This is a genomic window from Micromonospora sp. NPDC005163 (assembly GCF_053599835.1).
The window spans coordinates 17,189-31,630 of the sequence record NZ_JBSFYP010000024.1 but is presented as its reverse complement, the minus strand read 5'-3'; the positions used below and the strand labels follow the sequence as shown (position 1 = coordinate 31,630).

The following is a 14,442-nucleotide window of genomic DNA, read 5'->3' as shown; positions in this document are numbered from 1 at the left end:
GGGCGGCGGACTCAGTCGCGAGGGTTGCCCCGGTCCTCGAACTCGTACGTCGTGGTCAGGGCCTCCGGCAGATCGGGGACCAGGGCGTTGGTGCCGTCGACGACCTGGACGTAACGCTTGCCCTGGAAGATCGAGTAACTGCCGTCGGCGACCTGCTCGATCGTGAAGAGCTGCGTCTGCGCGGTCGTGTCACACACCCGACCGCGGACGCTTCCCGGCACGGCGTCGTGCACCACGGTCATGCAGACCCGGCTGGCGCCGCTTGCCGCGGCCAGCATGATCCGGAATCTGTTTCCTTCGGGGCGCAGGACCCAGAGCGCGCGGTCGTCGATGCCCTGCTCGGTGCTGGCCCGCACCCGGTCGTCGTCACGGCCGATCGCCAGCGCCGCCCGACCGATGCCGGGCACCACGATGAGAACCTGCCGCCGGCCGCCGAGGATCTCCTGCGGTCCGGCCGGGGCGGTCACGGACGGGACGACCGACGGCGAGACCGTGGCCGTGGCCGTGGCCGCAGGCCCGACAGCCCGATCCGGCGTCTGGTCCCGTGCCGGCAGGAGGGCGGCGCCAGCGGCCACGACCAGCACGGCCAGCCCCGCCCCGTAGACGGCCGCGCGGCGCCGCCGGCGCTGCTCGCCACGGCGGCGCAGCGTCCCCGCTGCGGGCAGCGTCGTGACTCGTCGGACCGCGTCCGCGATAGCCGTCAGGTCGTGGTGCGGATCAGTCATGGGAGGTTTCCTCCTGCCGAGCCTCGTTCAGCATTCCGGCCATGGCCCGCCGGCCACGGGCGAGGTACGTCTTGACGGTCCCGACGGGCGCCTGCATCTCGGCTGCCACCTCGGCGACGCTGAGATCGTTCAGGTGGTGCAGCACGACGGCGCGACGCTGGTTGGCGGTCAGCCGTTGCAGCGCCTGCAGCAGGGCGACGTGGTCCTCGTTGAGTCCGGGCACGCTCTGGTCGACGGCGGCCCGGCGGTGTGCGCGCAACCGGTTGAACGTCTTGCGCCAACTGCTCACCGCGATTCGGGAGGCGACCCGGCGGACCCACGCCTCCGGGCTGTCCGCCTCGCGGACGGTCGACCAGCGCTGCCACGCCCGGGTGAAGGCCTCGGCGACGGCGTCCTCCGCCTCGCTGCGGTTGCCGGTGAGGGCATAGACGTGACCCACGATCCGGCCGGCGCAGGCCGCGTAGAGGGCGTCGAACTCCTCGGCGTCACGCATCTGACCTGCGCTCTCCGACGTCTCGTCCCGTGGTCACCGGCGCATGTAACCGGGAGGGGCACCCGGGCGCGCCCGCGCGGTGGGTGATTGTGGCGATCGTCACACCCCTGAAGATCAACCCGCCGGCCGTGCCAGGCGTCATCGTGCCGTCCCGGGAGACGCCCGTGGCGGAGAGGACGATGTGCGACGACGGCAACGACGCGCCCTGACAGCCGGAGTGCTCGCGACCGCGCTGGCAGCGGCGGGCCTCACGGCTTCCCCGGCCGGCGCGCAGGAGAAGCCTGCGGCAACGGTCTCCGGACCGCGCGGCACCTTCACTTTGATCACCGGGGACCGGGTGTCGCTGGACGCGGACGGCCACCCGCGGATCGAGCGGGGACCGGGACGGGCCGGCATGCGGTTCGTGAGCAGCCGAGAGGGTGGCCACCAGTACGTCATCCCGGTCGACGCGGTGCCGATGCTGCGTGACGGGCGGCTCGACCGGCGGCTGTTCGACCTCACCGCGCTCGGCGACTTCGGCTACGACGACCGGAGGGCCGAGCTTCCGCTGCTGGTCACGTACCCGGAGAACATGGCGACGCGGGCGCGGTCCGCCGCCGGAGCCGCGCGGGTGCGGGCCGACCTGCCCGCCGCCAACGCGCTGGCCGTGCGGGCGGGCCTGGACGACCGGGTCGAGCTGTGGTCGTCACTCACCCGCGGCACGTCGTCGGCGCGCGCGCTCGCCGCCGGGATCACCCACGTCTGGCTGGACGGCAAGCGCCACGTCTCCCTCGATCGCAGCGTGCCGCAGATCGGCGCCCCGACGGCCTGGCAGGCGGGCTTCGACGGCGACGGCGTGACGGTCGGGGTGCTGGACACCGGCATCGACGCCAGCCACCCCGACTTCGCCGGGCAGATCGCCGCGATCCACGACTTCACCGGCGGCAACGACCCCGGCGACACGGTCGGCCACGGCACCCACGTGGCGTCGACGATCGTGGGCAGCGGCGCCGCCTCCGGCGGCAGGTACCGGGGCGTGGCACCGGGCGCGAAGCTGGTCGTCGGCAAGGTCTGCGCCACCACGGAGTGCCAGGACTCGGACATCATCGCCGGGATGCAGTGGGCGGCGCCGCAGGCCCGGGTGATCAACCTGAGCCTCGGTGACACGGACACGCCGGCTCTCGACCCGCTGGAGACCGCGGTACAGGACCTCAGCCAGCGGTACGGCACCCTCTTCGTGGTCGCCGCGGGCAACGAGGGTAAGCCGAAGTCGGTCTCGACGCCGGCCTCCGCTGACGACGCCCTCGCCGTCGCCGCGGTCGACGCCGACGACGAGCGGGCCTACTTCTCGAGCCGGGGCCCCCGCGTCGGCGACAACCACATCAAGCCCGAGATCAGCGCGCCCGGCGTCGACATCGTGGCGGCCGCCCCCGGTGGCGGTTACGCCCCCATGTCGGGCACGTCGATGGCGACCCCGCACGTGGCGGGCTCGGCCGCGATCCTCGCCGGGCGCCACCCCGACTGGTCCGGCGCCCAGCTCAAGGCTGCTCTGATGGGCTCGGCCAAGCCGGCCGGCGCCGACAGCCTCTACGACCAGGGCGCCGGGCGGGTCGACATCGGTCGTGCCGTCGCACAGCCCGTCGCCGCTGAGGTCGCCGCGATCGACTTCCCGGTCCAGCGCTGGCCCCACGCCGACGACACCCCGTTCACCCGTGTCATCGGTTACCGCAACACCGGCACCGCACCGGTCAGCCTCTCGCTCACCATCACCCCGGCTCCCACCGGCATGATCACTGTCAGCCCGGCCACGCTGATGGTGCCGGCCGGCGGCCGCGCCGAGGCCACGATCACCGTGGACACCCGGGTGGACGCCCCCGACGGCCTCTACCCGGGCGCGCTGACCGCGACCGGCGCCGGGGACCTGCGGGTGCGGACGCCGTTCGCGCTCAACCGGGAGATCGAGAGCTACGACGTCCGGCTCGACCACACCGGGCGCGACGGCAGACCGGCCACGGAGTACGACACCGTGGCGGCGAACCTGAGCACCGGTGAGTTCACCACCCTCGCCGGGCAACCCGGCGGTGGCACGATGCGGCTGCCCAAGGGCCGCTACGCGCTGTACAGCACGATCCACGAGGGCGACGTGTCGACGCTGCTCGTGCAGCCGGTCCTGGACGTACGGGGCCCGGTCACCGAGGCGCTCGACGCCCGCACCGCCCGGCCGGTCTCGCTGACCGTGCCCCAGCGGGACGCCGCAGCGCTCTCGATCAACGTGAGCGCGAACTGGAACGACAACTTCCGCTACCCGGGCGTCCAGCTCAGCGGGACGTCGTTCGCGGACGTCTTCTTCGGCCGGATCGGGCCCGCCGTCGCGGCCCCCGAGTTCGCGGTCACACTGGGCGTCGGGCTCGGCCGCCCGGGCCGGGACGGGACGTTCCGGAACAGCCCCTACACGTACGACCTCGCGTACGTGAGCAAGGGCGACATGTTCACGGGCCTGACCAGGAAGCTCTCCCCGAAGAACCTCGCCACCGTCAAGACGACCTACCGCAGCCAGTCCAGCATCGCGACCGCGACCCGCTTCCACCGTGCGGCGTCCCCCGGGGGCCCGGGCCCGATCGGTTCGAGCACCTCGTTCGACCTGCCGTTCCACGCCACCGAGTACTACAACACCGACGGCGGACTCGTCTGGACGTCCACGTTCGTCGAGGGCGACAACCTCACCACGCAGGAGTCCACCTTCCGGGCGGGCAGGACCTACCACCAGACCTGGAACGCGGCGCCCTTCGGGCCCACCGTGGCGCAGCCTCCGGCCTGGTCGCCGCTCGGTTACGTGGGCCGCGACGGGGACACCATCTCGGTCGCGTCGCCGCCGCTGTTCGCCGACGCCTCCGGCCGCCCCGCCAGCCGTGACGACCTGCAGGTCCACTACCGGTTGTCCAGAAACGGCAAGGAGATCGCCACCGCCGACGGCTCGTACGCGGACTTCCCGGTGCCCGCCGACAAGGCCACCTACCGCCTGGAAGCGACCGTCACCCGCGGTGCTCCGGACACCCTGTCGACGTCGGTCTCGGTGGCCTGGACCTTCACCTCGGCACACACGTCGAAGCCGGAGCCGCTGCCCCTGACGACGGCCCGGGCGACGCCCGCGTTGGACGACACCAACACGGCCCGGGCGGGCCGGGCGATGACCATCCCCGTGGCACTGGACCGGCATCCGGGGTCGACGGCCGCGCCCAACCGGACGCTCGGCGTCTCCGCGTCGTTCGACGATGGCAGGACGTGGGTGGCGTTGCCGGTCCACCACGGCGTCGCCCTGATCAAGCATCCGCGCCGGCCCGGCTTCGTGTCGCTGCGCATGACGGCCACCGACACCGCTGGCAACACGGTGGCGCAGACGATCCAGCGGGCCTACCGGATCGCCTGACCCAGGCCCCGGTCCGGGGTGGGCGGCGGCGTTTCGCCGTCCACCCCGGACCAGTGCCATCGGGGGCGTCGGAGCAGCCGGTTCCGGTGCGGCCACGACCGGCAGGGCCGTGACTACCCTCGGCGGAGCAGTCCGGCGATGAGCAGCTCGACCAGGCGCCGGGCGTCGTAGTTGGGGTCGCTGTCGGCGCCGATGCAGAGATTGCCGACCCCGCGCATCAGTTCGTACGCATCCATGCCGGGGCGTATTTCGCCGGCCTCCGCTGCCGCGTCGAGCAGTTGGTTGCACACAGGCACGAGGCGGTCGAGGAAGTAGCCGTGCAGCGTGTCGAAGCCGGCGTTGTCCGGCTGCAGCACGCCGGCAAGTCCGCGCTTGGTGACCAGGAAGTCAACGAAGAGGTCGATCCATCGCCCGAGGGCGGCGTGCGGAGTCGCACTGCTCGCGAGCAGAGCCGGACCGGCCTCGGCGCAGGCGTCGACCTGGTGCCGGTAGACGGCGATGATCAGATCAGCGCGCGTCGGGAAGTGCCGGTAGATCGTGCCCGTCCCGACGCCGGCTCTGGCCGCGATGTCTCGTACCGGCGCTTCCACGCCCGAGTTCACGAAGACGGCGGCGGCCGCGTCGAGCAGGGCCTTCTCGTTGCGTACGGCATCGGCCCGCTTGCGCGGGGACACTCCCGCCACAATCCCGTCGCCCTGGGTCACCGCGCTGTTCCCTCCGTCACCGGCCTTGGCAAACGGAACACTGTTCCGTATGGTTCTAACGGAACGAGGTTCCGCTTGCTCATGATGCCAGAGCAGAGGACCGACAACCAACCGACCAGTGGAGGAAACACGTCATGCAGTACCGCACCTTGGGCCGCACCGGTGTGCAGGTCAGTTCTCTCGCGCTCGGAGCGATGAACTTCGGCAAGATCGGCCAGACGACCCAGGACGAGGCCACGGCCATCGTCGACGTCGCCCTCGAAGCCGGGATCAACCTCATCGACACCGCCGACATGTACAGCCAGGGCGAGTCGGAGGAGATGGTCTGCAAGGCGATCGCCGGCCGCCGCGACGACATCGTGCTGGCCACGAAGGCGAACATGCCCATGGGCGACGAGCGCAACCATCAGGGCAGCTCGCGCCGCTGGCTGGTCACCGAGTTGGACAACAGCCTGCGCCGCCTGGGCGTCGACCACGTCGACCTCTACCAGATCCACCGGTGGGACCCGCGGACCAGCGACGAGGAGACGCTGTCGGCCCTGACCGACCTGCAGCGCGCCGGAAAGATCCGCTACTTCGGCTCCTCGACCTTCCCCGCGTACCGCATCGTGCAGGCCGAGTGGGCCGCCCGGGAAAACCACCTGAGCCGCTACGTCACCGAACAGCCCGCCTACTCGATCCTGCAGCGCGGGATCGAGACCCACGTCCTGCCCGTGACCGAGCAGTACGGGCTCGGCGTGCTGGCGTGGAGCCCCCTGGCCTCCGGCTGGCTATCCGGCGCGATCCGCGAGGGCCAGGAGATCGCCACCAACCGCTCCGCGTTCATGCCGCAGCGCTTCGACACGACCATCCCCGCCAACCGGGCCAAGCTCGACGCCGTCGAGCGGTTGGCCAAGGTCGCCGACGAGGCCGGCCTGACCATGATCCAGCTCGCGCTCGGGTTCGTCACCGCGCACCCCGCCGTCACCAGCGCGATCATCGGCCCCCGCACCATGGACCACCTGCGCTCTCAGCTCGCCGCGGCGGACACCGTGCTCACCGCTGACGTGCTCGACGCGATCGACGCGATCGTCCCGCCCGGCGTCGACCTTGCCGCGCACGAGAAGTTCGACACCCCGCCCGCCCTGCTCGACCCGTCATTGCGGCGCCGGCGACCGCTCCCGTGACGCTCGGCCGTCCACGATCGCGTCGTGCGACCGTCAGGCCTGCCGGCGGACGAACGGCGCGGTCTGGTCGGCGACGTCGCCGTACTCCGCCGGCAACTGGGTGACCACCTGTTCATAGCCGGCGGGGTCGAGGGCGTCCCGGAGGACGTCGAAGACCGCCGTGACTCCGTCCCTCGCCGCGTCCGCGTCGACGTCCGCGCGGCCGCTGACCCGGTCGACGAAGGCGTCGAGGCCGAACCGTTCCGCGGTCTCACTGCCGCCGAAGGCGTACGCCCGCAGCCCGTCGGGAAGCTGGCCGGCCAGATCACGCGCCTCTCCGCCATCGATCCGTTCGGCCAGGGTGGTCAAGGTGGCCTGCGTGACGGCAGTCGCCTGCTCCGACGACATCCCGGATCGCGTCGCCACCAGGTCGAGGAACTCGTTGTCGTTCACCGTGCGGCCCTCCTCTCGCCGTTGAAGCAGTCGAGTTCCCAGGCTCCATGTCGACAAACGAGGTCACACGACGGCGCGGGGCACGGCGTACCCGATCCGTCTGCTCATCCGGATTATGCGGTTCGGGCCGGTCCGGGCTTCTTGTCGGGTTCGATGTGACGGTGAACATGCGTCCGCTGTATTTGCTTGACGAAGCAAGCTGTTGACGTACCGTTGCGTCGCCACGCAAGGACACCGCTCGGGTGCCCCGTACAAGGAGGAACCGCACATGACCAGGATCGGCATCATCATCGGCAGCACCCGGCCGGGACGAAACGGCGCGGCCGTCGGGCAGTGGGTGTACGACGTCGCCAGGCAGCGCACGGACGTCGAGTACGAGCTCGTGGACCTGCTCGACTACAAGCTGCCGCACCTCGACGAGGTGTACCCGCCGGCGATGGGCCAGTACCAGCAACCGCACACGCTGGAGTGGGCCCGAAAGATCGCGTCGTTCGACGGCTTCGTGATGGTGACGCCGGAGTACAACCACTCGACGTCCGGCGCGCTGAAGAACGCGATCGACTTCCTCTACAGCGAGTGGAACAACAAGGCCGTCGGGTTCGTCAGCTACGGCTCGGTGGGCGGCGCGCGGGCGGTGGAGCACCTGCGGCTGATCTCTGCTGAGTTGCAGCTGGCCGACGTGCGGTCCCAGGTGGCGCTCTCGCTCTTCACCGACTTCGAGAACTTCAGCGTCTTCAAGCCCAACGACTTCCAGCGGGACGCGCTGAACGCCACCCTCGACCAGGTCGTGGCCTGGAGCCAGGCCCTCGCTCCCCTGCGCGCCGCGTAGGGCTCGACCGGACCGATCAACGCCACCCCCCGGAAAGCGTGGAAGGAAACTGCGCGATGCGTGGACTCAAGGACAAGGTCGCCCTCGTCGCCGGTGCGGCGCCGGGCAATATCGGCGGCGCGACGGCGATCCGCCTCGCCGAGGAAGGCATGCTGGTCGTCGCGGCGGATCTGAACCAGGCCGCCGCCCAGACCGTGGTCGACGACATCACCGCCGCCGGCGGAACAGCCGTGGCGCGAGGCTTCGACATCACGAACGAGGAGTCCTACCGGGACGTCATCACCTTCACCGTCGACCGGTTCGATGGCCTGCACGGCCTGTTCAACGTGGCCGCGGATCTGTCGCCACGAAACCTCGGCCGGGACGCCGACGTCACCTCGGTACCGTTCGACGTCTGGCAGCACACCATCGACGTCACCCTCACCGGCTACATGTACGGCATCCGGCACGCCCTGCCGATCATGATGAGGAACGGCGGCGGCTCGATCGTCAACACCATGTCGAGCGCGGTGTGGCTGGGCGAGCCCGAACGCGTCGCCTACCAGGCGGCCAAGAGCGGACTGATCGGCCTCACCCGGCACACCGCGAGCCTCGGCGGCAAGCACGGCGTCCGTACCAACCTTCTGTCGCCGGGCGTGGTTCTCACCGGCGCCGCGCTCGAGTCCACCACCGAGGAGTTCCGCGCGCAGATGCTCGCGACGGTACGTTCGCCGCGGCTGGGTCGGCCGGAGGACCTCGCCGCCATGGTGGCGTTCCTCTTCTCCGACGACGGCGCCTACGTCAACGGCCAGTCACTGCTCGTCGACGGCGGCGCCAGCTTCACCTGATCCGCACCGGGCGTGCGCTCGCACGCGGGGCCAGCTACCGGCGTGGGCCGGCGAGCTTTCGCGGACGCCGACTCATTCCTCGTCGCGCGGGTCGAGATTCGCGCGAAGCGCCTCCGCGATCTCGCCCGCCGCGACGAGTTGCTCCGGCGTGAGAGCGTCGACGAAGAGCTCGCGAATGGCGCGCAGGTGCGGAACGGTGGACCCCTGGAACGCCTCGGCGCCGGCCGGCGTGAGCAGCACCTCCGCCCCTCGGGGGACGGTGGGGCACGCCTGGCGGCGGATGAGTCCGCGCCGCTCCATGCGCCCGAGGTGGTGGGAGAGTCGGCTCCGCTCCCAACCGATGTGTGTCGCGAGTTCGGACGAGCGCATCTGACGGTCCTGCGCCTCGCTCAGGGCGAGCAGCACGGCGTAGTCCGCCGGCGAGAGCGCGGACTCGATCTGGAGGCGGGACGCGAGCTGCGCCTTGAGTTCTCCGGTCGTCTCGATGAAGTCCCGCCAGACCCGTAGCTCCTCCGCGGTCGGCAGTTGGCGTCCTCTCCGCCGCTCGGGTGTGGCCCTTGTCATCCGATTCTCCTTGGTTGACGCGTCAATTGGCAGGTTAGCATCATTGACGTGTCAACCGCTAAGGCCCCTTTCCGGGGTGTCGGCGGGACCGCATGAGGAGGAGACATGACGGCTGAAGGCTTCGAACTGGGCCTCAACTCGTTCGGGGAGGTGGCCACCGATGGCGACCGGGTCCTGAGCGACGCCGAGACCGTGCGGCTGCTCGTCGACGAGGCGCGGCTCGCGGAGTCGGTCGGGCTCGACGTGTTCAGCCTGGGTGAGCACTACCGGGAGGGCCACAACGACTCGGCCACCCCCGTGCTGCTCGCGGCGATCGCCACGGCGACGCATCGGATCCGCCTCGGCACCTCGGTCACGGTGCTCAGCACGAACGACCCGGTGCGGCTCTACCACGAGTTCTCCACCCTCGACGCGGTGTCCAACGGCAGGGCCCAGCTTGTTCTCGGGCGCGCGTCGGCGACCGAATCGTTTCCCCTGTTCGGCTACGACCTGGCGGACTACGAGCGGTTGTTCGAGGAGAAGCTCGACCTCTTCGTACGGCTCCAGCGCGACGAACCGGTCACCTGGTCCGGCACCGTGCGCAGCCCACTGACCGCGCAGCGGCTGCATCCGCGGATGCGGGCAGGCGGCATCCCGACCTGGATCGGCGTCGGCGGGAGCCCGAACTCGGTGGTCCGCGCCGCCCGCTACGGGCTTCCGCTCATGCTCGCGATCATCGGCGGACGTCCCCAGCGGTTCGCCGGCCACGTCGACCTCTACCTCCGGGCGCTCAAACAGGCCGGGCATACTGTGCGGCCGATCGGGCAACACTCGCTCGGCCTCGTCGCGGACACCGACGAGGAGGCGGTGGAGACGTGGTGGCGGTACTGGCAGCCGGTCGTGGCGGCGCTCGCCGAGGAGCGCGGCTTCTACAAACCGGACCGCGCGCGCTACGAGGCCGAAATCGACCACGGAGCGCTGTTCGTCGGGTCGCCGGAGACGGTCGCGCGGAAGATCGCCACGGTGGCCCGCGATCTGCGGCTGAGCCGCTTCGACCTCAAATACGACATCATGCACCTGCCCCGCGAGGCACGCGCGCGCACCATCGAGCTGCTGGGCAGCGAGGTCGCGCCGCGGGTCCGGGAGCTGCTGGCGAAGGAGCCCACCAATGTCTGACCTCGAGTTCGGCCTCGACACCTTCGGCGACGTACCGCAGGACGACTCAGGCAAGCCGATCTCCTACGCGGCGGCCATCCGGCAGGTCGTCGACGAGGCGGTGCTGGCCGACCAGCTCGGCGTGGACGTCATCGCCCTCGGCGAGCACCACCGGCCCGAATATTCGGTCTCGACGCCGGAGACCGTGCTGGCCGGTATCGCCACCCGCACCTCGCGGATCCGGCTCGCCTCCGGAGTGACCGTGCTGAGTTCGGACGACCCGGTCCGGGTGTTCCAGCGCTTCGCGACGGTCGACGCGCTGTCGCACGGCCGGGCCGAGGTCATCCTCGGCCGTGGCTCGTTCACCGAGTCCTTCCCCCTGTTCGGTTACGACCTGCGCGACTACGACGTGCTGTTCGAGGAGAAGATCGAACTGTTCGCCAAGCTGCTGGACGAGCAGCCGGTCACCTGGAGCGGCACGATGCGGGCTCCGCTGGAGAACGCGGACGTCTTCCCGAAGACGGAGTCGGGGCGCCTCACCACCTGGGTTGGCGTCGGCGGGTCGCCGCAGTCGGTCGTGCGTACCGCCCGGTACGGCCTCCCGCTCATGCTCGCGATCATCGGCGGGGCTCCCGACCGCTTCGCGCCCTACATCGACCTCTACCGGCGGGCCGCCGAGCAGCTCGGCACGACCGCGCACCCGGTCGGGATGCACTCCCCCGGCTTCATCGCCGACACCGACGAGGAGGCGAAGGAGCTGTACTGGCCGCACTACCGGGTCATGCGGGACCGGATCGGCAGGCTGCGGGGCTGGCCGCCGATCCGTCGCCAGGAGTTCGACGCCGAGGTGGAGCACGGTTCCCTCTACATCGGCTCACCGGAGACCGTGGCCCGCCGCATCGCTGGGGCGATCCGCAGCGTCGGTGTCGGCCGCTTCGACCTCATCTACACGGCGGGAGCGCAGCCGGTCAGTGCCCGGATGCGCGCCGTGGAGCTGTACGGCAGCAAGGTGATCCCCCTGGTCCGCGACATCCTGGCCAGCTGACCCGTTCCACCGCCCGCATCGGCCCCCGGAAGGAAGACATGAACGGCAACGGCCGGAACATTGCACAGACCCTCGCCGTCCTCGGCGCCGGCAAGGTGGGCACCGTGCTCGCCCGGCTCGCCCTCGCCGCCGGCTACCGGGTGCTCGTCGCCGGCTCCGGCGACCGGGAGAAGATCGCCCTCACCGTCGAGGTGCTCACGCCCGGAGCGGTCGCCACCACCGCGGCCGACGCCGCGGCCGGCGCTGACATCGTGATCCTCGCCCTTCCGCTGGGCAAGTACCGCAGCGTCCCCGCCGAGGCACTGCGCGGCAAGCTCGTCGTCGACGCCATGAACTACTGGTGGGAGATCGACGGCATCCGCGACGACCTCACCAACCCGCGCACCTCGTCGAGCGAGACCGTCCAGGAGTTCCTGTCCGGCTCCCGGGTCGTCAAGGCCTTCAACCACATGGGTTACCACGATCTTGAGGACGAGGCGCGGCCCGCCGAAGCAGCCGGCCGCAAGGCCATCGCGATTGCTGGCGACGACTCCGCCGATCTCGCGGTGGTCGCGTCCCTTGTCGACGCGCTCGGCTTCGATCCGGTCGTCGCCGGTCCCCTCGCCGAGGGCGTACGGCTCGAACCGGGCAGCGAGTTGTTCGGCGCCAACGTCACTGCCGACGAGGTGCGGGCCATGCTCGACCGCTTTCCCGGATCCGAACGTGGACGGACCATTGCCGCTGCGCGATCCGCGCCGTCGCCGGATGCGGCGTAGCCGATCAGCGGCCGGCGCGTACGGCTTCCCGCGCCGCCCGGGCAAGTTGCTCGTCGTGCGGCCGGCGCAGCTCACGCGCGAGTTCGATGGTCCGGTCGAGCAGCGCCAGCGCCTCGTCACGGCGACCCGCCACACGGCACGTCTCGGCGTAGGTGTGCAGGAAGTCGATCTCCATCTGCACCTCGGCGAGCGGTTCCAGCAGCTCGAAGGCGCGCCGGTGATGTTCGAGAGCCTTCTCGGGTGAGCCCATGACCCGCAGCGCCACGCCGAGATAGTTGTGGCACCACGCCTGGTTGTGTTGGAGGTTGTTTTGCTCGGAGAGCCGCAACGCGTCGTGCAGCGCCCGCAGTGACTCTGCCGGGTCGCTCGACGCCAGTGCGACGCCGAGGGTGACCAGCCCGGTGATCTGGGCGGGCCCGTCGGCCAGGGCGACGGATGCCCGGGCGAGTTCGACGGCTTCGCCGTGCCGCCCGAGGTGCAGTGTCACCCAGCCGTCGAAGGCCAGCGCCTGGGACTGCCCGGCGCGGCGCCCGATCTTCTCGAACAGCTCGCGCGCCCGCCGGAAGTGCGGTTGCGCCCCTTCGAAATCGCCGAGATCCCGGCGGACCAGGCCGATGCGCAGCGCCAGACCGGCTGCCAGGTCGTCGTCGTCGGGCCCGGACCGCTCCGCCAGCTCGTAGGCGGAGACCGCCTCGGTGAGACGTCCGGCGGCGGCACGGGCGTAGCCGAGGTCCGCCAGCAGCGAAGCGCGCTGCTGGTCGCGGCCCAGACGTGCCGCTGCCTCGGCGGCAGCTTCCAGCAGGCGTGCCTGGTCGTCGGTGCCGCGGTGCCGGAAGAACCAGACCCGCATGGCCTGCGGCAGTTCGGCAACCACCTCGTCCATGCCGAGGCGCACGGCGGCGTCGAAGCAGGCGATCAGGTTGACGTACTCGAGGTCGAACCAGGCCATGGCCTTCGCCGGATCGCCCGGCGCGGGTTCGCTGCGGTACGGCGAGGGCAGCGTCCGATCGTGGGCGACCGCCTGCGCCAGATAGTGCGTCAGGACCCGGCGCAGGGCTGCTTCGGCCTGCGGCTCCTCGTCGGCGGCGAGGTCCGCCGCGTACTGCCGGATCAGGTCGTGCGTCCGGTACCGTCCGGGCGAGATTTCCTGGATCAGGTGGGCGTCGACCAGCTCCTCCAGAACCACGTCGAGCCGGTCGGGCGGCAGGTCGACGAGCGCGCCCGCCACCGCCGCGTCGAAGTCGGCGCCCGGCAGCAGGCCCAGTAGCCGGAACACGCGCCGCTGGACCGCGTCGAGCTGCTGGAGCGACATGCCGAACACGGCATCGAAACGGCTGGCCGTATCGCGCAGTCGCTCGGCCAGCACCGCTACCGTCCAGCCTGGACGGTGACGGAGCCGTGCGCCCGCCATCCGTAGTGCCAGCGGAAGCCCGCCGCACTGCCGCAGCACCTGGCCGACCGCCTCCTCCTCGGGCAGTGCGAGGCCGGCCGCCCGGCCGAACAGGGTCGCCGCGTCGCCGTCGGCCAGTGGCTCCAGGGACACCGGCGGCACCCCGTCCAGAGTTACCAGCCGGTGCCGGCTGGTAACCAGGACCGTCGACTTGCCCGCGCCGGGCAGCAGTGGGCGCACCTGGTCCGCGTCGACCGCGTTGTCGAGCACGACGAGCGCCCGCCGGCGGGACAACTCCGACCGCCAGAGCGCCGCCCGTTCGGCGGCGCCGGCCGGAGGGTGCGTGACGTCCAACGCGCTCAGCAGCCGGCCCAGCGCGATCTGCGGATCCAGCGGCTCCTGGCCCGGGGTGAAGCCGTGCAGGTCGAGGTAGAGCCCGCCGTCCGGATACGAAGGGGCGAGCCGATGGGCCACGTGCACGGCCAGGCTGGTCTTGCCCACGCCCGCCATGCCGTCGATGGCAACCGCGCCAGCGGTACGCAGCAGCTCTTCGACCAGCCCGGACTCCGCCTCCCGGCCGGTGAAGTCGAACAGGTCGGCCGGCAGGTCGTTGCGGCGTGGGACGGGTGCGGGGCCGGCCTGAGCCGCCTCGGCCCACACCGCACGCAGTGGCCGGGGGTCACGCCCCACGGCCCGGCACAGCGTCACGACGGCGTCCCACGGCGGCACCAGCCGACCGGTCAGGTACCGGGACAGCGAGGAGCTGCTCAGACCGGACTCGCGGGCGAGGGCGCGCAGGCTGAGCCCGCTCAGCTCCTTGATCCGGGCCAGCTGAGCCACCAGTCGCTCCTGGGGGCTGGACACCTGCAACACCGTACCGTCCCGGCCCGCGCAAGCGGATCGGCGCTGCGTTTGCGCTGCTGGACAGGGGTCTCCGTGTCCCACGGTGTCCCACGGACCGCGCATGCCCCG

The 14,442-nt window shown here is 71.2% G+C and carries 13 protein-coding genes; 7 read left to right on the top strand and 6 right to left on the bottom strand.

Annotated elements, in window-relative coordinates:
- Nucleotides 1-11: 11 nt before the first annotated feature.
- Together ACWD6N_RS18210 and ACWD6N_RS18205 are read right to left on the bottom strand one after the other, a co-directional pair.
- The gene (locus ACWD6N_RS18210) at nucleotides 12-725 is read right to left on the bottom strand and encodes a hypothetical protein (protein ID WP_354966100.1); all 714 of its coding nucleotides are present in this window, start codon (nucleotides 723-725) and stop codon (nucleotides 12-14) included.
- Nucleotides 718-1,218 (bottom strand): SigE family RNA polymerase sigma factor, encoded by a 501-nt coding sequence (locus ACWD6N_RS18205; protein ID WP_354966101.1) that lies wholly within the window; start codon nucleotides 1,216-1,218, stop codon nucleotides 718-720. Before ACWD6N_RS18205 ends, ACWD6N_RS18210 begins: the two co-directional genes overlap by 8 nt.
- 403 nt (nucleotides 1,219-1,621) lie before the next feature.
- On the opposite strand from ACWD6N_RS18205, the gene ACWD6N_RS18200 reads away from it, so the two are divergent.
- The gene (locus ACWD6N_RS18200; RefSeq protein WP_354966102.1) at nucleotides 1,622-4,624 is read left to right on the top strand and encodes a S8 family peptidase; all 3,003 of its coding nucleotides are present in this window, start codon (nucleotides 1,622-1,624) and stop codon (nucleotides 4,622-4,624) included.
- Nucleotides 4,625-4,737: 113 nt separating this feature from the next.
- Here the strand turns inward: ACWD6N_RS18200 and ACWD6N_RS18195 are convergent, their stop codons facing one another.
- A complete protein-coding gene (locus ACWD6N_RS18195) occupies nucleotides 4,738-5,328 on the bottom strand; it encodes a TetR/AcrR family transcriptional regulator (RefSeq protein ID WP_354966103.1) in 591 nt (196 codons plus the stop codon).
- A 134-nt stretch (nucleotides 5,329-5,462) separates the two neighbouring features.
- Between ACWD6N_RS18195 and ACWD6N_RS18190 the strand changes: the two genes are divergently transcribed.
- Nucleotides 5,463-6,494 carry an aldo/keto reductase gene (locus ACWD6N_RS18190; protein WP_354966104.1) on the top strand — a complete coding sequence of 344 codons (1,032 nt, stop codon included), beginning with the start codon at nucleotides 5,463-5,465 and terminating at the stop codon, nucleotides 6,492-6,494.
- A gap of 33 nt (nucleotides 6,495-6,527) precedes the next feature.
- On the opposite strand, the gene ACWD6N_RS18185 is transcribed toward ACWD6N_RS18190, so the two are convergent.
- Nucleotides 6,528-6,926 carry a DUF2267 domain-containing protein gene (locus ACWD6N_RS18185; RefSeq protein ID WP_354966105.1) on the bottom strand — a complete coding sequence of 133 codons (399 nt, stop codon included), beginning with the start codon at nucleotides 6,924-6,926 and terminating at the stop codon, nucleotides 6,528-6,530.
- Nucleotides 6,927-7,194: 268 nt separating this feature from the next.
- Between ACWD6N_RS18185 and ACWD6N_RS18180 the strand changes: the two genes are divergently transcribed.
- Together ACWD6N_RS18180 and ACWD6N_RS18175 are read left to right on the top strand one after the other, a co-directional pair.
- Nucleotides 7,195-7,755 carry an NADPH-dependent FMN reductase gene (locus ACWD6N_RS18180; protein ID WP_354966106.1) on the top strand — a complete coding sequence of 187 codons (561 nt, stop codon included), beginning with the start codon at nucleotides 7,195-7,197 and terminating at the stop codon, nucleotides 7,753-7,755.
- A gap of 56 nt (nucleotides 7,756-7,811) precedes the next feature.
- Nucleotides 7,812-8,582: an SDR family NAD(P)-dependent oxidoreductase gene (locus ACWD6N_RS18175; protein WP_354966107.1), complete on the top strand. Its 771-nt coding sequence runs from the start codon at nucleotides 7,812-7,814 to the stop codon at nucleotides 8,580-8,582.
- A 72-nt stretch (nucleotides 8,583-8,654) separates the two neighbouring features.
- Here the strand turns inward: ACWD6N_RS18175 and ACWD6N_RS18170 are convergent, their stop codons facing one another.
- Nucleotides 8,655-9,146 (bottom strand): MarR family winged helix-turn-helix transcriptional regulator, encoded by a 492-nt coding sequence (locus tag ACWD6N_RS18170; protein ID WP_354966108.1) that lies wholly within the window; start codon nucleotides 9,144-9,146, stop codon nucleotides 8,655-8,657.
- Nucleotides 9,147-9,251: 105 nt separating this feature from the next.
- On the opposite strand from ACWD6N_RS18170, the gene ACWD6N_RS18165 reads away from it, so the two are divergent.
- Genes ACWD6N_RS18165 through ACWD6N_RS18155 form a run of 3 tightly spaced genes read left to right on the top strand, consistent with a single transcriptional unit; the run spans nucleotide 9,252 to nucleotide 12,080 of the window.
- Nucleotides 9,252-10,301, top strand: a complete 1,050-nt coding sequence (locus ACWD6N_RS18165; RefSeq protein WP_354966109.1) for an LLM class flavin-dependent oxidoreductase — start codon at nucleotides 9,252-9,254, stop codon at nucleotides 10,299-10,301.
- Nucleotides 10,294-11,325, top strand: coding sequence for an LLM class flavin-dependent oxidoreductase (locus tag ACWD6N_RS18160; RefSeq protein ID WP_354966110.1), 1,032 nt, complete (start codon nucleotides 10,294-10,296; stop codon nucleotides 11,323-11,325). Before ACWD6N_RS18165 ends, ACWD6N_RS18160 begins: the two co-directional genes overlap by 8 nt.
- Before the next feature lie 38 nt (nucleotides 11,326-11,363).
- Nucleotides 11,364-12,080, top strand: coding sequence for an NADPH-dependent F420 reductase (locus tag ACWD6N_RS18155; RefSeq protein WP_354966111.1), 717 nt, complete (start codon nucleotides 11,364-11,366; stop codon nucleotides 12,078-12,080).
- Nucleotides 12,081-12,084: 4 nt separating this feature from the next.
- On the opposite strand, the gene ACWD6N_RS18150 is transcribed toward ACWD6N_RS18155, so the two are convergent.
- On the bottom strand, nucleotides 12,085-14,334 hold the full coding sequence (locus ACWD6N_RS18150; protein WP_354966112.1) for an ATP-binding protein: 2,250 nt from the start codon (nucleotides 14,332-14,334) through the stop codon (nucleotides 12,085-12,087).
- Nucleotides 14,335-14,442: the final 108 nt, after the last annotated feature.